General features: G+C 56.8%; 27 protein-coding genes. 18 read left to right on the top strand and 9 right to left on the bottom strand.

Features of this window, described 5'->3' with window-relative positions; translation table 11 throughout:
- Window positions 1–417: 417 nt before the first annotated feature.
- The 6 genes from cyoA (at window position 418) to IAE48_RS21675 (ending at window position 6,713) form a co-directional block, all read left to right on the top strand.
- Window positions 418–1,365, top strand: a complete 948-nt coding sequence (cyoA, locus tag IAE48_RS21700) for a cytochrome o ubiquinol oxidase subunit II (RefSeq protein WP_094419521.1) — start codon at window positions 418–420, stop codon at window positions 1,363–1,365.
- A 16-nt stretch (window positions 1,366–1,381) separates the two neighbouring features.
- Window positions 1,382–3,373 carry a cytochrome o ubiquinol oxidase subunit I gene (cyoB, locus tag IAE48_RS21695; RefSeq protein WP_200135558.1) on the top strand — a complete coding sequence of 664 codons (1,992 nt, stop codon included), beginning with the start codon at window positions 1,382–1,384 and terminating at the stop codon, window positions 3,371–3,373.
- The gene (locus IAE48_RS21690; protein ID WP_023481905.1) at window positions 3,363–3,977 is read left to right on the top strand and encodes a cytochrome o ubiquinol oxidase subunit III; all 615 of its coding nucleotides are present in this window, start codon (window positions 3,363–3,365) and stop codon (window positions 3,975–3,977) included. Before cyoB ends, IAE48_RS21690 begins: the two co-directional genes overlap by 11 nt.
- Entirely contained in the window at window positions 3,977–4,306 is a 330-nt protein-coding gene (locus IAE48_RS21685) for a cytochrome o ubiquinol oxidase subunit IV (protein ID WP_023481940.1), read from the top strand. The genes IAE48_RS21690 and IAE48_RS21685 overlap by 1 nt, the downstream gene beginning before the upstream one ends.
- Window positions 4,307–4,317: 11 nt before the next feature.
- Entirely contained in the window at window positions 4,318–5,205 is an 888-nt protein-coding gene (gene cyoE / locus IAE48_RS21680) for a heme o synthase (protein WP_200135557.1), read from the top strand.
- A 146-nt stretch (window positions 5,206–5,351) separates the two neighbouring features.
- Window positions 5,352–6,713 carry an MFS transporter gene (locus tag IAE48_RS21675; protein WP_200135556.1) on the top strand — a complete coding sequence of 454 codons (1,362 nt, stop codon included), beginning with the start codon at window positions 5,352–5,354 and terminating at the stop codon, window positions 6,711–6,713.
- Between the two features lie 39 nt (window positions 6,714–6,752).
- On the opposite strand, the gene IAE48_RS21670 is transcribed toward IAE48_RS21675, so the two are convergent.
- Window positions 6,753–7,244: a YajQ family cyclic di-GMP-binding protein gene (locus IAE48_RS21670; protein ID WP_023481915.1), complete on the bottom strand. Its 492-nt coding sequence runs from the start codon at window positions 7,242–7,244 to the stop codon at window positions 6,753–6,755.
- A gap of 138 nt (window positions 7,245–7,382) precedes the next feature.
- On the opposite strand from IAE48_RS21670, the gene panE reads away from it, so the two are divergent.
- Entirely contained in the window at window positions 7,383–8,294 is a 912-nt protein-coding gene (gene panE / locus IAE48_RS21665; protein ID WP_200135555.1) for a 2-dehydropantoate 2-reductase, read from the top strand.
- Entirely contained in the window at window positions 8,257–8,850 is a 594-nt protein-coding gene (yajL, locus tag IAE48_RS21660) for a protein deglycase YajL (protein WP_200135554.1), read from the top strand. The genes panE and yajL overlap by 38 nt, the downstream gene beginning before the upstream one ends.
- A gap of 260 nt (window positions 8,851–9,110) precedes the next feature.
- On the opposite strand, the gene thiI is transcribed toward yajL, so the two are convergent.
- Window positions 9,111–10,559, bottom strand: coding sequence for a tRNA uracil 4-sulfurtransferase ThiI (gene thiI, locus IAE48_RS21655; protein WP_042712110.1), 1,449 nt, complete (start codon window positions 10,557–10,559; stop codon window positions 9,111–9,113).
- Between the two features lie 204 nt (window positions 10,560–10,763).
- On the opposite strand from thiI, the gene xseB reads away from it, so the two are divergent.
- The 4 genes from xseB to IAE48_RS21635 all read left to right on the top strand — a co-directional run bounded on the left by xseB (window position 10,764) and on the right by IAE48_RS21635 (window position 14,834).
- Window positions 10,764–11,006, top strand: a complete 243-nt coding sequence (gene xseB / locus IAE48_RS21650) for an exodeoxyribonuclease VII small subunit (RefSeq protein ID WP_054804400.1) — start codon at window positions 10,764–10,766, stop codon at window positions 11,004–11,006.
- Complete coding sequence (ispA, locus tag IAE48_RS21645; RefSeq protein ID WP_200135553.1) at window positions 11,007–11,906, top strand: (2E,6E)-farnesyl diphosphate synthase; 900 nt, start codon at window positions 11,007–11,009, stop codon at window positions 11,904–11,906. It begins immediately after the preceding gene.
- A 29-nt stretch (window positions 11,907–11,935) separates the two neighbouring features.
- The gene (dxs, locus tag IAE48_RS21640) at window positions 11,936–13,798 is read left to right on the top strand and encodes a 1-deoxy-D-xylulose-5-phosphate synthase (RefSeq protein WP_094419514.1); all 1,863 of its coding nucleotides are present in this window, start codon (window positions 11,936–11,938) and stop codon (window positions 13,796–13,798) included.
- 61 nt (window positions 13,799–13,859) lie between these two features.
- A complete protein-coding gene (locus IAE48_RS21635) occupies window positions 13,860–14,834 on the top strand; it encodes an aldo/keto reductase (RefSeq protein WP_200135552.1) in 975 nt (324 codons plus the stop codon).
- A 292-nt stretch (window positions 14,835–15,126) separates the two neighbouring features.
- Here IAE48_RS21635 and pgpA read toward each other — a convergent pair whose 3' ends face one another.
- The 6 genes from pgpA to nrdR all read right to left on the bottom strand — a co-directional run bounded on the left by pgpA (window position 15,127) and on the right by nrdR (window position 19,233).
- On the bottom strand, window positions 15,127–15,648 hold the full coding sequence (pgpA, locus tag IAE48_RS21630) for a phosphatidylglycerophosphatase A (protein WP_042712115.1): 522 nt from the start codon (window positions 15,646–15,648) through the stop codon (window positions 15,127–15,129).
- Entirely contained in the window at window positions 15,626–16,603 is a 978-nt protein-coding gene (thiL, locus tag IAE48_RS21625) for a thiamine-phosphate kinase (protein WP_124969441.1), read from the bottom strand. The genes pgpA and thiL overlap by 23 nt, the downstream gene beginning before the upstream one ends.
- A 75-nt stretch (window positions 16,604–16,678) precedes the next feature.
- Complete coding sequence (gene nusB / locus IAE48_RS21620; RefSeq protein ID WP_023481929.1) at window positions 16,679–17,098, bottom strand: transcription antitermination factor NusB; 420 nt, start codon at window positions 17,096–17,098, stop codon at window positions 16,679–16,681.
- Between the two features lie 19 nt (window positions 17,099–17,117).
- The gene (gene ribE / locus IAE48_RS21615) at window positions 17,118–17,588 is read right to left on the bottom strand and encodes a 6,7-dimethyl-8-ribityllumazine synthase (RefSeq protein WP_042712118.1); all 471 of its coding nucleotides are present in this window, start codon (window positions 17,586–17,588) and stop codon (window positions 17,118–17,120) included.
- Window positions 17,589–17,677: 89 nt separating this feature from the next.
- Complete coding sequence (ribD, locus tag IAE48_RS21610; protein WP_094419511.1) at window positions 17,678–18,781, bottom strand: bifunctional diaminohydroxyphosphoribosylaminopyrimidine deaminase/5-amino-6-(5-phosphoribosylamino)uracil reductase RibD; 1,104 nt, start codon at window positions 18,779–18,781, stop codon at window positions 17,678–17,680.
- Between the two features lie 2 nt (window positions 18,782–18,783).
- Window positions 18,784–19,233: a transcriptional regulator NrdR gene (gene nrdR / locus IAE48_RS21605; RefSeq protein WP_023481939.1), complete on the bottom strand. Its 450-nt coding sequence runs from the start codon at window positions 19,231–19,233 to the stop codon at window positions 18,784–18,786.
- 153 nt (window positions 19,234–19,386) lie between these two features.
- Between nrdR and IAE48_RS21600 the strand changes: the two genes are divergently transcribed.
- From IAE48_RS21600 to IAE48_RS21575, 6 genes are all read left to right on the top strand, one after another.
- Window positions 19,387–19,929 carry a DUF3251 domain-containing protein gene (locus tag IAE48_RS21600; RefSeq protein ID WP_200135551.1) on the top strand — a complete coding sequence of 181 codons (543 nt, stop codon included), beginning with the start codon at window positions 19,387–19,389 and terminating at the stop codon, window positions 19,927–19,929.
- A gap of 293 nt (window positions 19,930–20,222) precedes the next feature.
- Window positions 20,223–21,104 (top strand): nucleoside-specific channel-forming protein Tsx, encoded by an 882-nt coding sequence (locus tag IAE48_RS21595; RefSeq protein ID WP_042712126.1) that lies wholly within the window; start codon window positions 20,223–20,225, stop codon window positions 21,102–21,104.
- 174 nt (window positions 21,105–21,278) lie between these two features.
- Window positions 21,279–21,962 (top strand): ABC transporter ATP-binding protein, encoded by a 684-nt coding sequence (locus IAE48_RS21590; protein ID WP_094419509.1) that lies wholly within the window; start codon window positions 21,279–21,281, stop codon window positions 21,960–21,962.
- A gap of 9 nt (window positions 21,963–21,971) precedes the next feature.
- Window positions 21,972–23,369 carry an ABC transporter permease gene (locus tag IAE48_RS21585; RefSeq protein WP_200135550.1) on the top strand — a complete coding sequence of 466 codons (1,398 nt, stop codon included), beginning with the start codon at window positions 21,972–21,974 and terminating at the stop codon, window positions 23,367–23,369.
- Between the two features lie 30 nt (window positions 23,370–23,399).
- Window positions 23,400–24,191, top strand: a complete 792-nt coding sequence (locus IAE48_RS21580) for an outer membrane lipoprotein-sorting protein (RefSeq protein ID WP_200135549.1) — start codon at window positions 23,400–23,402, stop codon at window positions 24,189–24,191.
- A complete protein-coding gene (locus IAE48_RS21575) occupies window positions 24,188–25,357 on the top strand; it encodes a hypothetical protein (protein ID WP_200135548.1) in 1,170 nt (389 codons plus the stop codon). The genes IAE48_RS21580 and IAE48_RS21575 overlap by 4 nt, the downstream gene beginning before the upstream one ends.
- On the opposite strand, the gene IAE48_RS21570 is transcribed toward IAE48_RS21575, so the two are convergent.
- Window positions 25,345–26,088 (bottom strand): A24 family peptidase, encoded by a 744-nt coding sequence (locus tag IAE48_RS21570; protein ID WP_200135547.1) that lies wholly within the window; start codon window positions 26,086–26,088, stop codon window positions 25,345–25,347. The genes IAE48_RS21575 and IAE48_RS21570 overlap by 13 nt on opposite strands.
- Window positions 26,089–26,092: the final 4 nt, after the last annotated feature.

Genomic DNA, 26,092 nt, shown 5'->3' with positions numbered 1-26,092 from the left:
GTTTTTTGCCCAGTCGCCCTGAACGGGCAAAAAATAAAAATCTTAATTAATTTGTGCCTTATAAAATAAGGTCTATCCTATAACGATTCAGCACGGTTATTAATTGTTGGGTTTCATATTCGTTCCAATGATGTTTAATAGTTGCTGGATAATTGTTAATTATTTGTTTATTTGAACGATTGGTTATACCAATTTACCCTCAACGCAGATTGTAATGTCAGGTTTTCGTTATAATCGCTCTCTCTGGCTGTGCGAACGCCCGGTTTTACAGATTGTTGCATTCTGTGTGACATATGCGGCAGAACCCAGTAACACCTTACTGACACAAAGCCAATCATGTTTACAGTAACGTAACCTTTCCGTAAAATGCCCGCACACTTTAAGCGCCACCAGATCCCGTGGAATTGAGGTCGTTAAATGAGACTCAGGAAATACAATAAAAGTTTGGGATGGATGTCCTTAATCGCCGGCACTGTATTACTCAGTGGCTGCGATTCTGCGCTTCTTGACCCCAAAGGACAGATTGGTATGGAGCAACGTTCACTCATCCTGACGGCTTTTGGCCTGATGATGATTGTCGTGGTGCCCGCCATCTTAATGGCCGTAGGTTTTGCCTGGAAGTATCGTGCGAGCAATAAAGATGCGAAGTATAGCCCGAACTGGTCACACTCCAATAAAGTGGAAGCTGTGGTCTGGACCGTGCCGATTCTGATCATCCTGTTCCTTGCCGTGCTGACGTGGAAAACCACTCACTCGCTCGAGCCGAGCAGACCACTGGTACATGACGAACGCCCGATTACTATCGAAGTGGTTGCCATGGACTGGAAATGGTTCTTTATCTATCCGGAACAGGGCATCGCTACCGTGAATGAAATCGCCTTCCCGGCGAACACTCCGGTGGAATTCAAAGTGACTTCCAACTCCGTGATGAACTCGTTCTTTATTCCGCGTCTGGGCAGCCAGATCTACGCGATGGCCGGTATGCAGACCAAACTGCATCTGATTGCCAACGAAGCAGGTACGTATGATGGCATCTCTGCCAGCTACAGCGGCCCGGGCTTCTCAGGCATGAAGTTTAAAGCCATTGCAACGCCGGACCGCGCCGCATTTGACCAGTGGGTCGCCAAAGCGAAACAGTCTTCTACTACAGTGCCTGATATGGCGACGTACGAGAAAATTGCCGCACCAAGCGAATACAACAAGGTTGAATACTTCTCCAGCGTGAAACCCGATTTGTTTAAAGATGTTATTAACAAATTTATGGGCCACGGCAAGAGCATGGACATGACCCAACCGGAAGGTGAGCACAAGTCACACGAAGGTATGGAAGGCATGGACATGAGCCACGCGGAAACCTCTCACTAAGGGGCCGAGGAAAACGATGTTCGGAAAACTTACACTGGATGCAGTGCCGTATCATGAACCAATTATCATGATTACGATCGCTGCGATTGCCGTCGGTGGTCTGGCGGTAGTCGGCCTGATCTCTTACTTCGGTAAGTGGAAATGGCTATGGAATGAGTGGTTGACCTCGGTTGACCATAAACGTCTTGGCATCATGTATGTCCTCGTAGCGGTTGTTATGCTGCTGCGTGGCTTTGCTGACGCCGTAATGATGCGTAGTCAACAAGCGATTTCGTCGATGGGCGAAGCGGGCTTCCTGCCGCCTCACCACTACGATCAGATCTTCACCGCCCACGGCGTGATTATGATCTTCTTCGTGGCGATGCCGTTTGTTATCGGTCTGATGAACCTGGTGGTTCCGCTGCAGATCGGCGCGCGCGACGTTGCCTTCCCGTTCCTTAACAACCTGAGCTTCTGGTTCACGGTTGTGGGCGTGATTCTGGTTAACATCTCTCTGGGCGTCGGTGAATTCGCGCAGACAGGTTGGCTGGCTTATCCGCCGCTCTCGGGAATAGAGTACAGCCCTGGTGTCGGGGTCGATTACTGGATCTGGAGTCTCCAGCTCTCTGGTATCGGTACGACGCTGACCGGTATTAACTTCTTCGTGACCATCCTGCGCATGCGTGCGCCAGGCATGACCATGTTCAAAATGCCGGTCTTCACCTGGGCCTCTCTGTGCGCGAACGTGCTGATTATCGCTTCGTTCCCAATTCTGACGGTTACTATCGCGTTGCTTACCCTGGATCGTTATCTGGGCACCCATTTCTTTACCAACGATATGGGCGGCAACATGATGATGTACATCAACCTGATTTGGGCGTGGGGTCACCCGGAAGTGTACATTCTGGTGCTGCCGGTGTTCGGGGTCTTCTCCGAAATTACCGCCACCTTCTCGCGTAAACGCCTGTTTGGCTACACCTCGTTGGTGTGGGCGACCGTGTGTATTACCATCCTGTCGTTCATCGTTTGGCTGCACCACTTCTTTACTATGGGTGCCGGCGCGAACGTAAACGCCTTCTTCGGTATTACCACGATGATTATCGCCATCCCGACCGGGGTGAAGATCTTCAACTGGCTGTTCACCATGTACCAGGGCCGTATCGTATTCCACTCCTCTATGCTGTGGACTATCGGCTTTATCGTCACCTTCTCCGTAGGTGGGATGACCGGCGTGCTGCTGGCGGTTCCGGGCGCAGACTTCGTACTGCACAACAGCCTGTTCCTGATTGCGCACTTCCATAACGTCATCATCGGCGGCGTGGTATTTGGTTGCTTCGCAGGTATGACCTACTGGTGGCCGAAAGCGTTTGGTTACACCCTGAACGAAACCTGGGGTAAACGCGCATTCTGGTTCTGGATTATCGGCTTCTTCGTTGCGTTTATGCCGCTGTACGTACTGGGCTTCATGGGTATGACCCGTCGTCTCAGCCAGCATATCGACCCGCAGTTCCACAGCATGCTGATTGTGGCAGCTTGTGGTGCCGCGCTGATCGCACTGGGTATCCTGTGTCTGCTGATTCAGATCTACGTCTCTGTTCGTGACCGCGATCAGAACCGTGACCTGACCGGTGACCCGTGGGGTGGCCGTACGCTGGAGTGGGCAACCTCCTCTCCTCCGCCGTTCTATAACTTTGCCGTTGTTCCGGAAATTCACGAACGTGATGCTTTCTGGGAGATGAAAGAGAAAGGCGAGGCGTACAAGCAACCTGCCCACTATGAAGAGATTCATATGCCGAAAAACAGCGGCGCCGGGATTGTTATTGCCGCGTTCGCAACGGTATTCGGTTTTGCCATGATCTGGCACATCTGGTGGATGGCAATTGCCAGCTTCGCAGGCATCATCATCAGCTGGATTGTGAAAAGCTTCGACGAAGACGTGGACTACTACGTACCGGTTGCAGAAATCGAGAAACTGGAAAAACAGCATTTCGATGAGATCAACAAAGCAGGGCTGACAAATGGCAACTGATACTTTGACCAACGCGCACGCCCATGCGCACGAACACGGGCACCACGATGCAGGGCCGAATAAAGTATTCGGTTTCTGGATCTACCTGATGAGCGACTGCATTCTGTTCAGCTGTCTGTTCGCGACCTATGCCGTTCTGGTGAACGGCACAGCGGGCGGCCCGACCGGCAAGGACATTTTTGAACTGCCGTTCGTTCTGGTAGAGACATTCCTGCTGCTGTTCAGCTCCATCACCTACGGCATGGCGGCGATCGCCATGCACAAGGGCAACAAGAGCCAGGTTATCTCCTGGCTTGCGCTGACCTTCCTGTTTGGTGCGGGCTTTATCGGCATGGAGATCTATGAGTTCCATCATCTGATTGCAGAAGGTATGGGTCCGGATCGTAGCGGCTTCCTGTCAGCGTTCTTTGCGCTGGTTGGTACCCACGGTCTGCACGTTACTTCTGGCCTGATCTGGATGGCGGTTCTGATGTTCCAGGTTTCCCGTCGCGGCCTGACCAGCACAAACCGTACCCGCATCATGTGCCTGAGCCTCTTCTGGCACTTCCTTGATGTGGTATGGATCTGTGTGTTCTCTGTTGTTTATCTGATGGGGGCGATGTAATGAGTCATTCAACCGATCACAGCGGCGCATCCCACGGTAGCGTAAAAACCTACATGACAGGTTTTATCCTGTCAGTCATCCTGACGGTCATTCCGTTCTGGATGGTGATGAGCGGTACCGCGTCACACGCCGCAATTCTGGGGACCGTACTGGTCACCGCAGTGGTACAGATTTTGGTTCATCTGGTCTGCTTCCTGCACATGAACACCTCTTCTGAGGAGCGCTGGAACCTGACCGCCTTTGTCTTTACCGTGATTATCATCGCTATCCTGGTAGTGGGCTCCATCTGGATTATGTGGAACCTGAACTACAACATGATGGTTCACTAAGAGCGGCGAGTATGTTCAAGCAATACCTGCAAGTAACGAAACCGGGCATTATTTTTGGCAATTTGATCTCCGTGATTGGGGGGTTCCTGCTGGCCTCTAAAGGCCAGATTGATTACCCCCTGTTCCTCTACACGCTGATCGGCGTGTCGTTGGTGGTCGCCTCTGGTTGTGTTTTTAACAACTACATCGACCGTGACATCGATAAAAAGATGGAGCGGACGAAAAACAGGGTGCTGGTCAGAGGGCTGATCTCGCCAAAAGTCTCGCTGGTGTACGCCGCCTTGTTGGGTATTGCTGGCTTTATGCTGCTGTGGTTCGGCGCTAATCCGCTGGCCTGCTGGCTCGGGGTGATGGGGTTTGTGGTTTATGTCGGGGTGTATAGCCTCTATATGAAACGCCACTCCGTCTACGGTACGCTGATTGGCTCTCTCTCCGGCGCAGCGCCGCCGGTGATTGGCTACTGCGCCGTGACCAACGAGTTTGACAGCGGCGCGGCGATCCTGCTGGCGATTTTCAGCCTGTGGCAGATGCCCCACTCGTATGCCATCGCGATTTTCCGCTTTAAGGATTATCAGGCAGCGAACATCCCGGTTCTGCCGGTGGTGAAAGGCATCTCCGTAGCGAAAAACCACATCACGCTCTATATCGTGGCGTTTGCTGTTGCCACTCTGATGCTCTCGCTGGGCGGCTATGCAGGTTATAAATACCTGGTGGTTGCTGCCGCGGTGAGCCTCTGGTGGCTGGGCATGGCGCTGCGCGGGTATAAAGTGGCGGATGACAAAGTGTGGGCGCGCAAATTGTTCGTCTTCTCGATTGTCGCCATTACTTCGCTCAGCGTGATGATGTCCGTGGACTTTATGGTGCCGGATTCACATAGCCTGCTGACTTACGTCTGGTGATCCAGACCGTCATATAAAGGGTGCCTCGGCACCCTTTTTTTATGCCTGCCATCCCATCCACGCAGGTAATATTTGTTAATTAAGCTGGTGTTTACCCCGCCCTGCCCCCGCACTACACTATGTCCGGTTTTCAACATGAGGTGGTAATGAACGATTACAAGATGACGCCAGGCGAGTTGCGCGCCACCTGGGGTTTAGGGACTGTATTCTCCCTGCGCATGCTCGGCATGTTTATGGTCCTGCCCGTTCTGACCACGTACGGTATGGCGCTGCAGGGCGCCAGCGAAGCATTAATCGGTCTGGCAATCGGTATTTACGGCCTCGCTCAGGCCATCTTTCAAATTCCCTTCGGCCTGCTCTCGGATCGCATCGGCCGCAAGCCGCTGATCGTCGGCGGGCTGGTGATTTTTGTCGCCGGCAGCGTGATTGCCGCCCTCTCCCACTCTATCTGGGGCATTATTCTCGGCCGTGCGCTGCAAGGCTCCGGCGCGATTGCCGCCGCTGTCATGGCGCTGCTCTCCGATTTGACCCGTGAGCAGAACCGCACCAAAGCGATGGCCTTTATCGGCGTCAGTTTTGGCGTCACCTTCGCCATCGCCATGGTGCTCGGCCCAATCATCACCCATAAACTGGGTCTGCATGCACTCTTCTGGATGATTGCCGGTCTTGCCACGCTTGGCATTGCGCTGACGCTGTGGGTGGTACCAAACAGCACCCAGCACGTGCGCAACCGTGAATCGGGGATGGTAAAAGGCTGTTTTAGCCTGGTCATGGCAAACCCGAAGCTGCTTAAACTTAACTTCGGCATTATGTGCCTGCATATACTGCTGATGTCGACCTTTGTCGCCCTGCCGGGCCAGCTGGAAGCTGCCGGGTTTGCTGCGGCGCAGCACTGGAAAATCTATCTCGTCACCATGCTGGTGTCGTTTGTCTCCGTTGTGCCGTTCATTATCTATGCCGAAGTGAAGCGCAAAATGAAGCGGGTCTTCCTGCTCTGCGTCGCTCTGCTGGTGATCGCGGAAATTGTGCTGTGGGGCGCGGGCCCGCACTTCTGGGAGATTGTGATTGGCGTGCAGATCTTCTTCCTCGCCTTTAACCTGATGGAAGCGCTGCTGCCGTCGCTTATCAGTAAAGAAGCGCCCGCGGGCTATAAAGGCACGGCGATGGGCATCTACTCCACCAGCCAGTTCCTTGGCGTGGCGATTGGCGGCTCGCTCGGCGGTTGGGTTGATGGCTTTTTCGACTCCCAGACGGTCTTCCTCGCCGGTGCGCTGCTGGCGGTAGTCTGGCTATTAGTCGCCAGCACCATGCAGGAGCCACCTTATGTCAGCAGTTTGCGTATCGCGATCCCGGAGGAGGTTGCGGTGGATAATGCGTTGCAGCAGCGGCTGCTGGCAATGGACGGGGTAAGCGAAGCGATGGTGGTGCCGGAGGAGCGCAGCGTCTATGTGAAGATAGACAGCAAGGTGACCAATCGTTTTGAAGTGGAACAGGCGGTTGCGGGTTAAAGATGAAGCGCCCTCCCCCGCACGGGAGAGGGCACGCGATTAATCGCGGAAGTTCTTAAACTGGAACGGCTGGCCTAAGTTACCGCCGCGCACCAGCGCCATGGCGGCCTGCAGGTCGTCACGGGCTTTACCGGTCACGCGGATCTCTTCACCCTGAATCTGCGCCTGCACCTTCAGTTTGCTCTCTTTAATCAGCTTGATGATCTTCTTCGCCGTGGCGGCGTCAATCCCCTGCTTGAGCTTGGCTTCAACAAACCAGGTTTTACCGCTATGAACAAACTCTTCCGGCACTTCCAGCGAGGTACCTTCAATGCCGCGCTTTAACAGCTTGGCGCGCAGGATATCGAGCAGTTGGTTGACCTGGAAGTCAGACTCGCTCAGCACCTTGATGGTTTTGTTGGTTTCGTTTAATTCAAACGTCGCTTCAATGTTGCGAAAGTCGAAACGCGTGGCCAGTTCACGGGTCGCATTCTCAACGCCGTTTTGCACTTCGCGCAGATCAATTTCGGAAACAATATCGAAAGATGGCATCTTTTCTCTCCCTCTGTAATTTCAGCGATGCATAATACCCGCACTGTGTATTAACACAATCTTGAATACTGGAAGCTTAGCTGACAGCGCTATACTTATCGCTGTAACACCTGGCGCAGTTGCAGGTGAGGAGGAATAATGAGAATTACCGTACTGGGATGCGGCGCCTTAGGGCAACTGTGGTTAACGGCACTGTGCAAGCAGGGACATGAGGTACAGGGCTGGTTACGTATCCCGCAACCTTATTGCAGTGTGAACCTGGTTGAAGAAGACGGCACGATTTTTAACGAGTCCCTGACGGCTAACGACCCCGATTTCCTGGCCCGCAGCGATCTGCTGCTGGTCACACTTAAAGCCTGGCAGGTCTCCGATGCGGTAAAAGGGCTGGTTGCCTCGCTCTCGCCCGCCACGCCGGTGCTGCTGCTGCATAACGGCATGGGCACCGTTGAAGAGCTGAAATCCCTGCCCAATCCGCTGCTGATGGGCACCACCACCCATGCTGCGCGCCGCGATGGCAATGTGATTATTCACGTCGCCAGCGGCATCACCCATATTGGCCCGGCGCGCGCGCAGGATGGCGAGTTCAGCTACCTGGCCGACACGCTGCAAATGGCGCTGCCGGATGTCGCCTGGCACAACACCATTCGCCCTGCACTGTGGCGCAAGCTGGCGGTGAACTGCGTCATCAACCCGCTGACGGCGCTGCGCGACTGCAAAAATGGCGATCTGCGCGATGTGCCGAAAGAAATAGAGAAAATCGCCCGCGAAGTGGCGGCGGTGATCGAGCGCGAAGGTCACCATATCTCCGCCGATGAACTCATCGCCTATGTTCACCAGGTGATTGAGAGCACGGCGGAGAATATCTCATCGATGCTGCAGGATGTGCGCGCGATGCGCCATACCGAGTGCGATTACATTACCGGCTATCTGCTCAGACGCGCCCGCGCGCACGGCATCGCGGTGCCTGAGAATGCCCGGCTGTTCGACCTGATTAAACGTAAGGAGAGTGAATATGAGCGCATCAGCTCTGATATGTCTCGCCCCTGGTAGTGAAGAGATGGAGGCGGTCACCACTATCGATCTGCTGGTGCGCGGCGGGATCGCAGTGACCACCACCAGCGTGGCCAGCGACGGCGAGCGGGTCATCACCTGCTCGCGCGGCGTAAAGCTGCTGGCCGACGCGCCGCTGGTTGAGGTGGCAGATGGGGATTACGACGTTATCGTGCTGCCAGGCGGGCTGAAGGGCGCGGAGTGTATGCGCGATAACCCGCTGCTGGTGGAGACCGTGCGCCAGTTTCACCTCTCCGGTCGCATCGTTGCGGCGATTTGTGCCGCCGCCGGCACCGTGCTGGTGCCCCATGAGATCTTCCCGAGCGGCAATATGACCGGTTTCCCTGGGCTTAAGGAGACGATCCCGGAGGCGCAGTGGCAGGATAAGCGCGTGGTATGGGATCCGCGCGTCAATCTGTTAACCAGCCAGGGGCCGGGCACGGCGATTGATTTTGGTCTGAAGATTATCGATCTGCTGGTCGGGCGCGAAAAAGCCCACGACGTGGCGTCACAGCTGGTGATGGCGGCGGGGATTTATAACTACTACGAAGCGTAAGCTTTGGCGCTGAATGCCGGATGGCGCTGACGCTTATCCGGCCTACGGGTATGTGCGGTTTGTGTGCCGGATGGCGCTGGCGCTTATCCGGCCTACGGGTATGTGCGGTTTGTCTGCCGGATGGCGCTGGCGCTTATCCGGCCTACGGGTAGGTGCGGTCTGTTTGAATGCGATTGTTGGCATGCTGCACCGCGTAGGCCGGATAAGGCGAAGCCGCCATCCGGCACAATCCACGGTGCTATCCATGGCACAACGCAAAACTACGGGCGATAAACCTTAACATTGGTAAAGCCCTGCTCACGCAGATAGAGCGCCTGCAGGCGGCTCATCACGCCGCGCTCACACCACAATAGCCAGGTTTTGCTCTGATCGAGATCGCCAAACTTGGTGCTCAGCTTGTAGAACGGCAGCGACACCACATCCACGCCTTCCAGCTGCAGCGGCTTATCATCCTGCTCGTCGATGGAACGGATATCGAGGATCGCGTCATTCTCACCGAAGCCGGTTACCGTTTCGACTTCCACCACCTCTTCCGAGGTCTGCTGCGCGATTTCGCGAATATCGATATTGCTCGCTTCCGCGACCACTTTCTCAAGGATCGAGAAATCGAAGTTCGCCTCTTCCGCTTCAATCTTGCCTTTAACCGCTTTTACCGTCGGCTTTTTGGAGATCACGCCGCAATACTCCGGCATGGTGCGGGCAAAATCTTCGGTGCCGATTTTGCGCGCCAGATCGATGATGTGCTCTTTATCGTGAGAGATCAGCGGGCGCAGGATCAGCGTATCGGAGACGTTATCAATCAAACGCAGGTTGGTCAGCGTCTGGCTGGAGACCTGGCCCAGCGCTTCGCCGGTGACCAGCGCCTGCACGCCGTAGCGCTCGGCAACCTGAGAGGCTGCACGAACCATCATGCGTTTCAGCACCACGCCCATCTGGCCGTCGTCGACTTTCTCGAGGATCTCGCCCACCACCGGCTCAAAGTTGATCGCCACAAAGCGCACGCGATGAGAACTGCCGAAGCGGTTCCACAAATAGTGCGCCACCTGACGTACGCCGATTTCATGCGCCGCGCCGCCAAGGTTAAAGAAGCAGTAGTGTACGCGGCAGCCGCGACGCATCAGCATATAGCTGGAGACGCCAGAGTCGAACCCGCCGGAGATGAGCGACAGCACATCTTCCTGCGTGCCGATCGGGAAGCCACCAATACCTTCATAACGGCCCTTCACCAGCAGCAGGCGATCGTCTTCAATCTCCAGATGCACGGTCACATCCGGGTGGGTCAATTTAACCTTTGCCGACGCAACGTGTTGATTAAGGCCGCCGCCGATGTAGCGTTCTGCTTCGATCGAGCTAAACTCATGTTGCCCGCGGCGTTTTACCCGCACGCAGAAAGTTTTGCCTTCAATCGCATCGCGATACTGCGCCAGCGCTTTCTCAAAAATGTCATGCAGAGAGGTAAAAGGAACATCCTCTACTTCCAGCACATGGTGAATGCCCGGCACGCGGGTCAGCGCATCGCGGATGGCCAGACGTTGGTTCTCGTCTTTGGCGCGCACTTCAATATGGTCCCAGTGGCGCACAACGGCGAGCGCCTCATCGTAGTGCTTCAGAACGTTACGAATGTTCCCGGTCAGAATTTTAATAAAGCGCAAACGCACAGATTGGCTTTTGATGGTGATTTCCGGGAACAATTTAATGATAAACTTCATGGCGGCAATGGTTCGTTGGCAAGCCTGCAAAGGCCTGTAGAGGAAAATTTACAGCAGCCCTTACCCGCGGCTGCATCCAGGCGCGGAAGTATACCACCATCGCGAAGATCATGTGCAACGCATTACCACTGAGCGTTATTTGCTATGTGCCCCGACTTCGCTACCATAACGTAGTCGGAATAATAGAAGAGTCAGACATTCACTATGCCAAAGAAAAACGACGCACCCGCCAGTTTCGAAACCGCACTGAGCGAACTGGAACAGATTGTCACTCGTCTTGAAAGCGGCGAACTTCCGCTTGAAGATGCCCTGAACGAATTCGAACGCGGCGTCCAGCTGGCCCGCCAGGGACAGGTTAAGCTTCAGCAGGCGGAACAGCGCGTACAGATCCTGCTCTCCGATACCGAAGAGGCGCCGTTAACCCCTTTCGCTCCGGATGCTGAATAGATGGATTTCAATCAACAACTGCAGGCCTGCGTTGAACAGGCCAACGACGCGCTGCGCCGTTTCATCGATCCCCTGCCCTTTCAGAACACTCCGCTGGTTGAGGCGATGCAGTATGGCGCACTCTTAGGCGGTAAGCGCCTGCGCCCCTTTTTGGTTTATGCCACCGGCCGCATGTTCGGCGTCAGCCAGCAAACGCTGGACGCGCCCGCCGCGGCGGTGGAGTGCATTCATGCTTACTCATTAATGCATGACGATCTGCCGGCGATGGACGACGACGATCTGCGTCGCGGTCTGCCCACCTGCCATATTAAATTTGGCGAAGCCAATGCCATTCTCGCGGGCGATGCCTTGCAGACGCTGGCCTTCTCGATCCTGACGGAAGCGCCGATGACGGATGTCGCCGCAGAAGATCGCCTGGCGATGGTCGCCACCCTCGCAAACGCCAGCGGCGTTGCCGGGATGTGCGGCGGGCAGGCGCTGGATCTGGCGGCAGAGAATGAGCAGGTTTCTCTGGAAGGGCTGGAGCAGATCCACCGTCATAAAACCGGGGCGCTTATCTGCGCGGCGGTAAAAATGGGCGCGCTGAGCGCCGGGCAACGCGGTCGCGACGCGCTGCCGCTGCTCGAACGCTACGCGCAGTGTGTCGGCCTGGCGTTTCAGGTTCAGGATGACATCCTCGATGTGGTCGGCGATACTGCGACCCTTGGCAAACGCCAGGGTGCTGACCAGCAACTGGGTAAAAGCACCTACCCCGCACTACTGGGCCTTGAGCAAGCCCGCACGAAAGCCCGCGATCTGATTGACGATGCCCGCCAGGCCCTGAGCCTGCTGTCGGCGCAATCGCTGGATACGACGGCACTGGAAGCACTGGCGAATTACATAATCCAGCGTGATAAATAACGATATAACACGATGAGTCCGAGTCTCTGATGAGTTTTGATACAGCCAAATACCCGACGCTGGCGCTGGTTGATACCACGCAAGAGTTGCGCCTGCTGCCGAAAGAGAGTTTGCCGAAACTGTGCGACGAGCTGCGTCGCTACCTCCTCGACAGCGTAAGCCGCTCCAGTGGACACTTCGCCTCCGGGCTTGGCACGGTTGAACTGACCGTGGCGCTGCATTACGTCTATAACACGCCCTTCGATCAGTTAATCTGGGACGTCGGCCACCAGGCCTATCCGCACAAAATCCTCACCGGCCGCCGCGACAAAATCGGCACCATCCGGCAGAAAAACGGCCTGCACCCCTTCCCGTGGCGCGGCGAGAGTGAATATGACGTGCTGAGCGTCGGTCACTCCTCTACCTCCATCAGCGCCGGGATCGGCGTGGCCGTGGCGGCAGCGAAAGAGAATAAGCAGCGTCGTACCGTCTGCGTGATTGGCGATGGCGCCATCACCGCGGGTATGGCGTTTGAAGCAATGAACCACGCCGGGGATATTCGCCCCGATATGCTGGTGGTTCTCAACGACAACGAGATGTCGATCTCCGAGAATGTTGGCGCGCTGAATAATCATCTGGCAAAGCTGCTCTCCGGTAAGCTCTACTCCACCCTGCGCGAAGGCGGGAAAAAAGTGCTCTCCGGCGTGCCGCCGATCAAAGAACTGCTGAAACGCACCGAAGAACATATCAAAGGCATGGTCGTGCCGGGCACGCTGTTTGAAGAGCTGGGCTTTAACTATATCGGCCCGGTGGACGGTCACGATGTGCTGGGCCTGGTGCAAACGCTGCGTAATATGCGCGATCTGAAAGGCCCGCAGTTCCTGCATATCATGACCAAAAAAGGGCGCGGCTATGAGCCGGCCGAGAAAGATCCCATCACTTTCCACGCGGTGCCGAAGTTCGATCCGACCAGCGGCACCCTGCCGAAGAGCAGCGGCGGTATGCCGAGCTATTCGAAAATCTTCGGCGACTGGCTGTGTGAAACCGCGGCTAAAGATAACAAGTTAATGGCCGTTACCCCGGCGATGCGTGAAGGCTCCGGCATGGTTGAGTTCTCGCGCAAATACCCGGGGCAATATTTTGATGTCGCCATTGCCGAGCAGCACGCGGTCACCTTTGCCGCCGGGCTGGCAATCGGCGGCTACAAACCGGTAGTGGCAATCTACTCCACCTTCCTGCAGCGCGCCTACGATCAGGTGATCCACGACGTGGCGATCCAGAAGCTGCCAGTGCTGTTTGCTATCGATCGCGCCGGGATTGTTGGCGCGGACGGCCAGACCCACCAGGGGGCGTTTGATATCTCCTATCTGCGCTGCATCCCGGAGATGGTGGTGATGACGCCAAGCGATGAGAACGAATGCCGCCAGATGCTCTTTACCGGCTACCACTACGCTGATGGCCCGAGCGCCGTGCGCTACCCGCGCGGGAACGCGGTCGGCGTGACGCTGGAGCCGCTGGCGAAACTGCCTATAGGTAAAGGCGTGGTGAAACGTAAAGGCGAGAAGGTGGCGATCCTCAACTTCGGTACTTTGCTGCCGGAAGCGGCAAAAGCCGCCGAGGCGCTGAACGCGACGCTTATCGATATGCGTTTTGCCAAACCGCTCGATGAAGCGCTGATCCTGCAGGCGGCTTCACAGCATGAGGTGCTGGTAACGCTGGAAGAGAACGCCATTGCGGGCGGTGCCGGCAGCGGCGTTAACGAAGTGCTGATGGCGAAGCGCAAACCGGTGCCGGTGCTCAACCTCGGCCTGCCGGACTTCTTTATTCCGCAGGGTACGCAGGATGAAGCGCGCGCTGAGATTGGCCTTGACGCCGCCGGTATCGAATCGCGCATCAAAAACTGGCTCGCCTGATTCCGCCCTTTTCCGCTCCTGCTATGCTTAAGCGTAATTCGTGACCAGCAGGAGTGGAACCATGCAATACAACACATTAGGGAAAACAGACCTCAAAGTCTCCCGCCTTTGCCTTGGCTGTATGACCTTTGGTGAGCCGGACCGGGGTAAGCATGCCTGGACGCTGCCGGAAGAGAGCAGCCGCCCGATTATTCAACGCGCGCTGGAAGGCGGGATTAACTTCTTTGATACCGCCAACAGCTACTCCGACGGCAGCAGTGAAGAGATTGTCGGCCGTGCGCTGCGCGATTTCGCCCGCCGCGACGAAGTGGTTGTCGCTACCAAGGTTTACCATCAGGTCGGCGATCTGGCAGAAGGCCTCTCCCGCGCGCAGATCCTGCGCTCCATTGATGACAGCCTGCAACGCCTCGGCATGGAGTATGTCGATCTGCTGCAAATCCACCGCTGGGACTACAACACACCGATTGAAGAGACGCTGGAAGCGCTGAACGATGTGGTGAAAGCGGGCAAAGCGCGCTATATCGGCGCGTCTTCTATGCACGCCAGCCAGTTTGCGCAGGCGCTCGCCTTGCAGGAGCAGCACGGCTGGGCGCGCTTTGTCACCATGCAAAACCACTACAACCTTATCTATCGTGAAGAAGAGCGCGAGATGCTGCCGCTCTGCTACAAAGAGGGCGTGGCGATTATTCCGTGGAGCCCGCTGGCGCGCGGACGTTTGACTCGCCCGTGGGGAGAAACCACCGCCCGTCTGGTCTCCGATGAGTTTGGCAAAACGCTGTATAGCGAAACGGATGCCAACGATGCGCAGATCGCCGAACGTCTGGCGAGCGTAGCAGAAGAGCTGGGCGCGTCGCGCGCGCAGGTAGCGCTGGCGTGGTTGTTGAGTAAGCCAGGCGTTGCCGCACCGATTATTGGCGCGTCCCGCGGGGATCAGCTGGAAGAGTTGTTAGGCGCGGTAGCGTTAACGCTGAAGCCGGAGCAGATTGCTGAGCTGGAGATGCCCTACAAACAGCACCCGGTGGTGGGGTTTAAGTAACGTGCGGGTAAGTTGCCGGATGGCGGCTTGCGCCTTATCCGGCCTACGCCCAGATGATAATTCAGTGTCGTAGGCCTGATAAGCAAAGCGCCATCAGGCATTTCCACCGCATCCATATGCAAACCCGATACCGTAGGCCTGATAAGCGCAGCGCCATCAGGCAATTCGCCGCAGCCGGGCTGATTGCCGGATGGCGGCTCGCGCCTTATCCAGCCTACGCTCAGATGCCTATACGGTGTTGTAGGCCTGATAAGCGCAGCGCCATCAGGCAATTCGCCGCAGCCTGATAGCGCTAAATCAGCCCAATCGGCCAATGATGACCAATCACATAGAGCAACCCGGCGGCGACAATCCCGGCGACGATATCGTCGACCATAATCCCCATGCCGCCATGCACGTTGCGATCGAACCAGCGGATCGGCCACGGTTTCCAGATATCAAAAATGCGAAACAGCACAAACCCAACGGCGACCCACTGCCAGTCATTAGTGGGCAGCGCCATCAGGGTGATCCACATCCCGATAAACTCATCCCAGACGATACTGCCGTGATCGTGCACGCCCATATCTTTTGCCGTCTGATGGCAGAGATAAACACCCAGCGAGATCCCTAGCATCACCAGCAGCGAATAGAGCTGCCAGGGCAGGAAGGTCATCAGCCACCAAAAAGGGATCGCCGCAATCGAGCCCATGGTACCAGGCATAAACGGGATTAAACCGCTACCAAACCCGGTCGCCAGCAGGTGCCAGGGGTTACGCATAGTGAGACGGCTTTTCGCGATATCTTTATCTTTAGTGCGCTGCAAAATGGTCATATCCTTTCCAGTCGAGGGTCACGGCTTTTCCCTCGCGAGTGAAGTAGAGCCCCTCCCCGTCCGCGCCCATCTGCCCAATGCAGGTAAACGGTGCGCCCAGCTGCCCAATCGCCACATCCAGTGCGCCGCGATTCAGCTCAGGTACGGTAAAGCAGAGTTCATAATCCTCTCCGCCGGACAACGCCCAGCGCAGCGCCTGATCCGGCTCGACGTGCCGACGCATGGCATCCGATAACGGGATCGCATCAAGATCGATCCGCGCGCCAAACCCGCTCGCTTTCAGGATATGCCCGAGATCGGAGATAAGCCCGTCAGAGAGATCGATGGCCGAGCTTGCGAGGTTACGCAGCGCCTGGCCCTGCAGCACGCGCGCCGTCGGGCGCAGATGGCGCTTCATAAGATAAGCCGCATCATCGCTGTCGCTGACGGTTAAACGGTTTTGCAAAATCGCCAGCCCGGCAGCGCTGTCGCCCGGCGTACCGGTGACATAGATCCAGTCGCCCGGCTTCGCGCCGGAGCGCTTCATCGCGCGGCCTGCCGGCACGTAACCATGAATACCAATGGTCATCGACAGCGGCCCGCGGGTGGTATCACCGCCGATAAGCTGCATATCGTAATAGCTGATTTGCTCAAACAGACTGTCGCTGAAAGCCTGCAGCCACGCTTCGTCCGCTTCCGGGAGCGTTAACGCCAGCGTCAACCAGGCAGGATCGGCTCCCATCGCTGCCAGATCGCTAAGATTGGAGGCCATTGCTTTCCAGGCCAGATCGGCAGGATCGATATCGGGAAGAAAATGGTTACCCGCCACCAGCGTGTCGACGCTGATCGCCAGGGTCTGTTTTTCGGGGACATTGAGCAGCGCACAATCGTCACCGATACCGGTTTCGACGTCGCGACGTGAAGTTCGTACGCGGTCAAAATAACGGGCAATCAGGGAGAATTCACCGCATGCCATACGTTATTCCTCTGTAGAAAAAAGAAAAAGCCGGGACCGGCGCGCTGAAAGCATCGCCCGTCACCGGCTTGCGGATCACTTCTTGTGGGGACGGATCGCAGGTGCGGCTTTATCCAGCACGCCGTTCACAAACTTATGGCTGTCTTCAGCGCCAAAGGTTTTAGCCAGTTCGATAGCTTCGTTGATCGCCACTTTATAGGGCACATCATCACGTTTTGAGAGTTCGAACAGCGCGATACGCAATACCGCTTTCTCAACCTGACCCAGCTCTTCGAGCAGACGGGAGAGGTATGGCTTCATCAGGCCATCGAGATATGCGCTATTAGTCGCCACCCCGTTCAACAGTTCACGGAAGTACACGACGTCAACATCTTTTACGTCCTGTTCCGCCAGGAACTGGTATTCAACATCAGTGATGTCGTTCTGGGACAACTGCCAGGAGTAAAGCGCCTGAACGGCACACTCACGGGCGCGGCGACGAGCAGCAGGTTTCACGTAATTCCCCTTACAAAATTCAAGCCTTGATGGCTTTCAATACATTAATCATTTCAAGCGCGGTCAGTGCGGCTTCCGCACCTTTATTACCGGCTTTGGTGCCAGCGCGTTCGATGGCCTGTTCAATACTTTCTGTGGTGAGCACGCCGAATGCGACCGGAATGGCGCTCTCCTGCGCGACATGCGCCAGGCCGTTGCTTGCGCCGCCTGCCACATACTCAAAGTGCGCAGTACCGCCGCGAATCACGGTGCCGAGCGCAATCACGGCATCATATTTGCCGGTTTTCGCCAGCTCGCCTGCCGCCAGCGGCAGCTCGTAAGCACCCGGAACCCACACGACGGTGATGTTATCGTCCTGCACCTGACCAATACGTTTCAGGGCATCGATCGCGCCTTCCAGCAGACTGTCATTGATAAAGTTGTTGAAACGCGCAATGGTGATGGCGACGCGAGCGTCCGGAGCAGCAACGTTGGCTTCAATAATGTTCATACACTTCCTTCACAGGTTCAGTTCGGACCCCGCAGGGGGGCGGATTTTAGCATACTATTTAACGCGCTGCTTCCCTTTTACAGCAGGCTTCACGCGTTGGTGAGGTGCAGGCAAACATCAGGGCCAACCTGCCGTATCTCACTGAAATTAAAGCGCGGCGCATCGGCAAGCGCCGTTAATCCTGGTAACTGGCAGAGCCCGCGCGCATCGCTGCCTAACAGTTTAGGCGCAAGATAGACCACCAGCTCATCAACCAGACCCGCGTTCAGCAGCGCGCCAGCAAGCTCTGCGCCCGCCTCGACCCAGACGCTGTTAATCTGCTGTTTACCGAGCATCATCATCAGCATCACCAGATCGGCATGGCCGTTATGTTCCGGCACGATGATTTCGCGCACGCTCTCAGGCCACGCGCGCGTATCGGCTTTGGTGCGCGCAAACCAGGTCTCCCCCGGCTGGCTGACGACGTTATGCTGCGGCGTCACGCGGTTCTGGCTATCAATAATGATGCGCAGCGGCTGGCGCAGATCCGCTTCGGGATAGCACGCCTGGGTATCGCTGTTTAATTCGTTCCAGCGCACGGTCAGCGACGGATCATCTGCCAGCACCGTGGCGCTGCTGCTGAGAATGGCATGGCTCTGCGCGCGCAGCTGCTGCACGTCGCGTCGCGCCTGCGCAGAGGTGATCCACTGGCTTTCGCCGCTCGCCATTGCCGTGCGCCCATCGAGCGACGCGCCGAGCTTAAGCTGAAGATAGGGAAAACCGGTGCGCATACGTTTGAGAAAGCCTTTATTCAGCGCTTCGGCCTCGCTCATCATCAGGCCGTGACTCACCTCAATCCCGGCCTGCTGGAGACGATAAAGCCCACGCCCGGCAACCTGCGGATTGGGATCCTGCATGGCGGCAACGACCCGCGCTACCCCGGCGGCAATCAGCGCATCGCAGCAGGGCGGCGTACGCCCGTGGTGGCTGCAGGGTTCCAGCGTCACATATGCGGTACCGCCGCGCGCACGGTCGCCCGCCATACGCAGGGCATGTACTTCCGCGTGCGGCTCACCGGCGCGGTAGTGAAACCCTTCACCGACAATCTCGCCATCGTTAACAATCACGCAGCCGACGCGCGGATTCGGATGGGTGGTAAAGCGGCCGCGCTGCGCCAGTTTCAGCGCGCGCGCCATGTAGATTTCATCCTGCATGATCAATCCTGTAGACGGGCGATCTCTTCGCCAAATTCGCGGATATCCTCGAAACTGCGGTAGACGGAGGCAAAGCGCACATAGGCCACTTTATCGAGCTTTTTCAGCTGCTCCATCACCAGATTGCCGATCATCTTACTCGGCACTTCGCGTTCGCCGGTTGCGCGAAGTTGCGATTTAATATGGTTTAACGCCATTTCTACGTCATCGGCGCTTACCGGACGCTTCTCCAGCGCTTTCAACATGCCGCTGCGCAGCTTCTCTTCATTAAAGGGTTCACGCACATCATTGCTTTTTACTACGCGCGGCATCACAAGCTCTGCCACTTCAAAGGTGGTGAAACGCTCATTGCAAACCAGACACTGCCGACGGCGGCGAACGGATGAACCTTCTCCCACCAGGCGAGAATCGATGACTTTGGTGTCCACGGCGAAACAGAATGGGCAATGCATACGGGGTCCTGACGTGAGAGTTAACTGAAATCTATTTTAACCTGAAGTGGCATGACAACAAAGGCAGACCCTTTTTGAGACAATGGATCGATGGCAAGGCCGCGGTTGCGATCTACCATTACAGCGATCCTCCCCTTCAAGGAAACAGACGCAATGACAAGACGTTACCTAAGAACACTGTTGCTGGGAAGCCTTTTTACCCTCAGCGCCTGCGCTCCGCAAAGCGAAGTCCGCCAGCTCCACCAAAGCGTCAGCACGCTCAATAAAGAGATGAGCAAGCTGAACCAGGAGACGGTCAAAATCACACAGCAAAACAGCCTTAACGCCAAATCAGGCAGCGGCGCCTATCTGCTGCCCGGCGCCAATACGCCTGCGCTGCTGAAGAGCCAGATCGGCACACTGCGTATGTCGCTGAAAGATATGGCGCCAAACGCCGCCGGGACGCGCGTTGTGCTGCATATTCAGGGCCAGTCCAACGATCCGCTGCCCGCCTTTAGCGGCACCATTGAGTATGGTCAGCTTCAGGGCACTACCGAGAACTATCAGGAACTAAATGTACAGAATCAGTTGATCAACGCCCCGGCCAGCACGCTGGCACCGAGCGATGTCGACATTCCGCTGCAGCTTAATGGCATCACGCCCGAGCAACTCGGCTTTGTGCGCGTTCACGATATCCAGCCGGTTAACGCGCAGTAACCTCTCTTCTGCGGGCGAGCCTCTCGCCCGCCCTTTCGCGGCTCCGTTTTTTTAGCCACTCTGCAACGTTGATATTCATCAATTGGCATTATCAATAAATGTCAGTACAATCGCCGCCGTTTAAACGACGCAAACGTGAACGCAATCGATTACGTATATGTCAATAATGTGAAACAACACATATTTTTGTGAGCGTGGATACTTATAATAGGCGCGCAGAAATATGAAACATTTAGCAATTTAATGCGTGCTTACTTTCACTCCCGTCTGGGATCTTAATCAGTGGCGTAATGATGAAAAAAACTCTCCTCGCAGCCGGTGCCGCACTGGCGCTTACCGCTTCTTTCTCTGCCAGCGCAGCGGAAACCAGCAAACCTGAATTTGTCTCCGACTGGTGGCATCAGAGCGTGAACGTAGTGGGCAGCTACCACACCCGCTTCGGGGCTATTCCGCGTAACGATACCTATCTGGAATATGAAGCCTTCGCCAAGAAAGATTGGTTCGACTTCTACGGCTACCTGGATGCGCCGGTCTTCTTCGGCGGCAACTCCGGTGCGAAGGGGATCTGGAACCACGGCTCTCCGCTGTTTATGGAGATCGAACCGCGCTTCTCCATTGATAAGTTGACCAACACCGATCTGAGCTTCGGCCCGTTCAAAGAGTGGTACTTCGCCAACAACTACATCTACGACATGGGTCGTAACGCCGGTGGTCGCCAAAGCACCTGGTACATGGGTCTGGGCACCGATATCGACACCGGCCTGCCGATGAGCCTCTCCCTGAACGTCTATGCGAAATACCAGTGGCAGAACTACGGCGCGCCAAACGAAAACGAGTGGGACGGCTACCGTTTCAAAGTGAAATACTTTGTGCCGATCACGCCACTGTGGGGCGGCCAGCTGAGCTATATCGGCTTCACCAACTTTGACTGGGGCTCCGATCTCGGCGATCGCCGCTACTACAACAATGGCCAGCAGCAGCGTACCAGCAACTCGATCGCCTCAAGCCACATTCTGGCACTGAGCTACGATCACTGGCACTACTCCGTCGTTGCCCGTTACTGGCACAACGGCGGCCAGACCAAAGATGATGCGATCCTGAACTACGGCGCGGGCGATTTCAGCGCCCGCACTACCGGCTGGGGTGGCTACCTGGTGGTTGGCTACAACTTCTAATTTAACGCCTGAAAAGCCGACCTCGAGTCGGCTTTTTTATGCCCGAACGCCGCTGAATAAAAATCTGAAAACAGACCTTTCCAGTACACCAGTACCAATCCTCCCCATCCATTGCTCATCGCCATGCTTTAAAATCCGCTCCTGAGAGGAATTTACTCTAAGGAAAAGAGAACCATGTGGGCCGTAGAAATGGAGGGCATCAGTAAGAAATATTTACTGGGCCAGGTGTGGGTAGATGCCCTTAAAGACGTCACGCTCAACATTGCAGCAAACCGCTTTACCGTCCTGTCCGGGCAATCCGGCAGTGGCAAAACAACGCTACTTAATTTAATCGGCGGCATCGATCGGCCCGACAGTGGTTATCTGGCAATTGCCGGCCAGCCGATGGCGGAGCTGGATGATGACCAGTGCAGCGACTTTCGCGCCCGCCACCTCGGTTTTATCTTCCAGAACTTCAACCTTATCCCGGTGCTGACCGTGCGCGAGAACATTGAAGTTCCGCTGCTGATTCAGCATAAAAACCCGGCATATCGCCAGCAGCGCATCGATGAGATGCTCGACAATGTCGGTCTGGCGCATAAGGCCGACTCGCTGCCGAATCAGCTCTCCGGGGGGCAGCGCCAGCGCGTTGCCATTGCCCGGGCACTGATCCACCGCCCCGCGCTGATTGTCGCCGACGAACCGACTGCCAACCTCGACAGCAAAACCGGTGCCGCCATTTTGCAGCTGCTGCGCCATTTACAGCGTGAATATGCCGTGACAGTGGTCTTCTCCTCCCACGATCCGCAGGTGATTGCCGCCGCGGACGATCTCTATGTGGTGCATGACGGCAGCGTCACGCGCCCGGCAATGGTGTAAGGGGGGATAATGCAAACCACAACGCTAATGAAACATGCCCTGCGCAACTTACTGCGCAGCCGCCGACGTACCTTTTCAACCCTCTGCGCCATTATCGTCGGGGCGATAGGCATTCTTCTGTTCGCAGGCTATAACCAGTCGATTGAGTACAGCCTGCAAACCACCTTCGTGCGCGATAAAGGCCATCTGCAGATCCAGCAGCGGGACTATCTTCTGCACGGCACCAGCAACCCTGCGCTTTACAGCATTCATAACTATCAACAGATCGTCGATATCCTCATCCGCGATCCGGTGCTGAAAAAGATGATCGCTGTTACCACGCCGGTCCTATCACTGATCGGGCTCGCAGGCCACTATGCGGTTGGCACCTCGCGTCCGGTGTTGATCTATGGCACAGAGGCCGTCGGACAGGCGCAACTGGATAAGTGGGATGAATATCAGATAGGCGCAGACCTTATCGTCCGCAAACCGCTGACCGGTACCCAACCGGAGGCTGCGCTGATTGGCCGCGGGCTGGCCCGCCTGCTGCTGCTGTGTGATTTTGTAAAAGATCAGCCCTGCGCGCCGCCGCCGTCGAGAGAGAACAATGCCAGCGCACTACCTGACGATCTGCTGGCGCTGTCGCAAAGCGCCCGCGATACGCGTCCACCGGCCACGGGATCGCATATTGAGCTACTGGCCGCCTCCGCCGCCGGTGCGCCGAATATTATCCGCGTCAACGTGCTGGGCACCCAGCCGCAGCAGGCGCGCGAGCTGGATGACACCGTGGTCAGCCTGCATCTGCGCCAGGCGCAGCAACTGCTTTTCGGCCAGGAGACGCCCGGCGTGACGGCAATCCTGCTCCAGTTGCACAGCACCAAAGAGATGGAGGCCGCACGGGCGCGCCTGCGGCAGATCTTCGCCAATAAACTCTCCGGCGAACCGCTGGCGGTGTATGACTTCACGCAATTACAGCCGCTCTACAACCAGGTGCTGGCGATGTTCGGCAAGATCTTCTCGTTCCTGCTGGCGCTGATCCTCTGCATTGCGCTCTTCACCGTCGGCAACACCATGAATATGGCGGTAATGGAGCGCACGATGGAGATCGGCACCCTGCGCGCGGTGGGGCTAAAACGTGGCGATATCCAGCGCCTGTTCCTGAGCGAAGGCGCGCTGCTGGGCGCGATTGGCGCAGTTTCTGGCGTGCTTATCGCGCTGGCGCTGGCCTGGCTTATTAACCGCTCCGGGATGACATGGCAGCCGCCGGGGGTTACCTCGCCGCTGCCGATCCGCATCAGTATCTGGGGAGAGTGGCGCATGCTGGCCAGCGTCACGGGCACCCTGCTGCTGGTGACCGTGCTCTCTTCCTGGTGGCCTGCACGACGCGCCTCGCGGGTGTCGATTGTTGAAGCGCTACGCCATATCTGATGCAACACCCTGAATAAAAAGGAGGAATTCATGTCATTACGGAAAAAGAGCCTGACATCAGCGTGGCTGACCATCCTGTTGATCAGCGCCGCACCAGCGTACGCGACGCTGAGCGCCCAGCAGATCCTGAAAAAAAGCGATGAGGTACGTAACCCGGATCGCTCCTTCAGCCTGGTAACCACGCTTATCAGTTACAAAAATGGCAAGCAGCATGAAACCAGTGAACTGATGCTCTACTCCCGGGTTGCGCCGGACGGCGGCCAGTTTCGCAGCCTGCTGCGCTTTATCAGCCCGCAGCGCGATGCCGGTAAACTGACGCTGAAAAGCGGCCGCGATTTGTGGCTTTACGATCCCACAAGCCAGGCCAGCGTGCCGATTTCGCCGCAGCAGCGGCTGATGGGGCAAGCCTCCAACGGCGATGTCGTTACCGCAAACTGGGCGGCGGATTACCAGGCAAAGCTGGTGGGAGAAGAGCGCATTCAGGATGGCGAGCGGCAGATGCGCGACTGCTACCACCTGCATCTGGAGGCACAAAACAGAGATGCGGCCTATCCATCGATGGATTTATGGGTCGATAAAACCGACTTTAAGAGCCGCAAAGCGGAGTTCTATGCCGTTAACGGCAACCTGCTGAAAACCACCTTCTATCGCCGCTATGCGCCCGTACTGGGCGGCATCCGCTCGACGGAAGCAGTAATTATTGATGGGGTTAATGCGCACTGGGTTACCGTGCTGCGCCAGAAGGATTTCCAGTGGCGCGACGTGCCGGAGTCCTGGCTGCAGCGTGATTTTCTCGCCCATTTCCGGGATGCGAATTCATGACACGATCGCCCCTTTCCCTTCTCTGGCTTCTGCTTCTCGCCGCACTGCCGGCAGCACCGGCGCTGTCGCAGCAGGATGAGACCCTGGCAGCCCTCGATCTGGCTGACAGCGCCGAGTTTAACCCCGACGCCTACCAGGCGCTGAATATGATGTTTGAAGCGGCCAGCAGCATCAATCAGCAGCAGGAGAAAGAGCAGCGGCTGTCGCTGGATATGCGTCTGGATGCGCCGCTGGGTGAGAAGTGGCGACTGGTGCTCTCCAACCGCCTGGATAGCCGTTTTACCCACCGTCTCAGTGAAACCCGCTATACCAATACCCTGCGCGAAGCGTGGCTCAGCTACCACCTGACGCCGCAAACGATGCTGGATATGGGCCGCATCAACACCCGCTACGGCGTCGCGCTGGGCTATAACCCAACGGATTTTCTTGGCCGGGGCACCGTGCGATCCATGACCTCTGCCGATCCGGAAACCTTGCGTAACAACCGGATGGGCAATGGGATGGTGCGCCTGCAACACTTTTGGGACAACGCCGCCGTTAGCGCGCTCTGGGCACCGAAAATCCGCAGGGGCAGCGCCGATCGCAGCGCCAGCCTCGACTGGCAGGCCAGCAATCCGCGCGACCGCCTGCTGCTCAGCGCCAGCTACCGCTTTGCGGAGAATTTCAACCCGCAGTTACTGCTGTTTAAAGAGCAGCAGAGCGAGCCGCAGTTTGGCCTCAATCTTTCGCGGGTGCTCTCCCGCTCAACGCTGATTTATGGCGAATGGGCCGGCGGGCGTCAGCCCTACAGCTGGCAGGAGACGCTACTGCCGGAGAGCCAGTGGGATATCGCCTGGCGCAACCGCGTGGCGGCGGGTCTCACCTGGACCGGCGAGAGCGATCTGACGCTGCGGCTCGAAGGGCACTACAACGGCAGCGCCCAGCCGACCGTGGCAGGGCAGGATCCCCGCCGCAGCGTGCTGTTGCAGGCTTACTGGAAAGATTTTTTCGAACAGTACGATCTCAACCTGATTGCGCAGCGGGATCTGCAGCGGCATAAAAACATGGGCTTTGCCGAACTGCGCCGCCATCTTGGCTCGCTGGATGTGGCATTGCAGTGGCAAAAGGTCTACCTGCTGAATCTGAGTGAGCGCCGCTGGCAGATCTCACTGGATTACTGGCTGTAAACCATCGCCCAGCCGATGCAGGCGAGAATAATGGCGGGGCCAAATGGAAAGGGCTGCTGGCGCGCGGCGCGAAAGAGCAGCAGCCCGCTCGCCAGCCCGATGAGTGCGGCGATCAGCATAATATCAAACAGCGCCGGTAAGCCGTGCCATGCGCCGATGCCGGCAAAGAGTTTCATATCCCCTCCCCCGATGCCCTCGCACCCGCGCCAGCGCGCAAACCCATAGTTGAGCAACCACAGGATAGTGAAGCCGACCGCCGCAGCCAGCATATGTTCCTGTAGCGTCGTAAGAAGTGGCTGGCGGCACCAGGCGCAGAGCAGCGCCAGCAGCATAAAGGGATAGGTCAGCCGATCCGGCAGCAGCATATGGTCGATATCGATAAAAAACATCGCCACCAGCAGGCTCAGCAGCGCCAGCATCAGCAGCGCCGCCAGGTTGACGCCATCATGGGCAACTACCGCCGCGAAGAGCAGCGCCATCAACGCTTCAATGGCCGGGTAGCGAATGCTTATCCGCTTGTGGCAACAGCGGCTGCGCCCGCGTAACCACAACCAGCCGAGCAGCGGAACATTGTCGTGCGCGTTTATCCGTGTCCGGCAGTGGGGGCAGAACGACGGCGGCCAGCTCAGGCTTATCGCTTCCCCCTGCATTTTTCGTGGTAAGCGGTAGATCACCACATTAATAAAACTGCCGAAAATCGCGCCGAGCAGCGCAAAAAAGAGGCTTTCCACAGGG

Source organism: Kosakonia sp. S57, assembly GCF_016516575.1.
GTDB lineage: Bacteria > Pseudomonadota > Gammaproteobacteria > Enterobacterales > Enterobacteriaceae > Kosakonia > Kosakonia cowanii.
The sequence above is the reverse complement of the archived record's forward strand: the minus strand, read 5'-3'. Positions and strand labels throughout refer to the sequence as shown.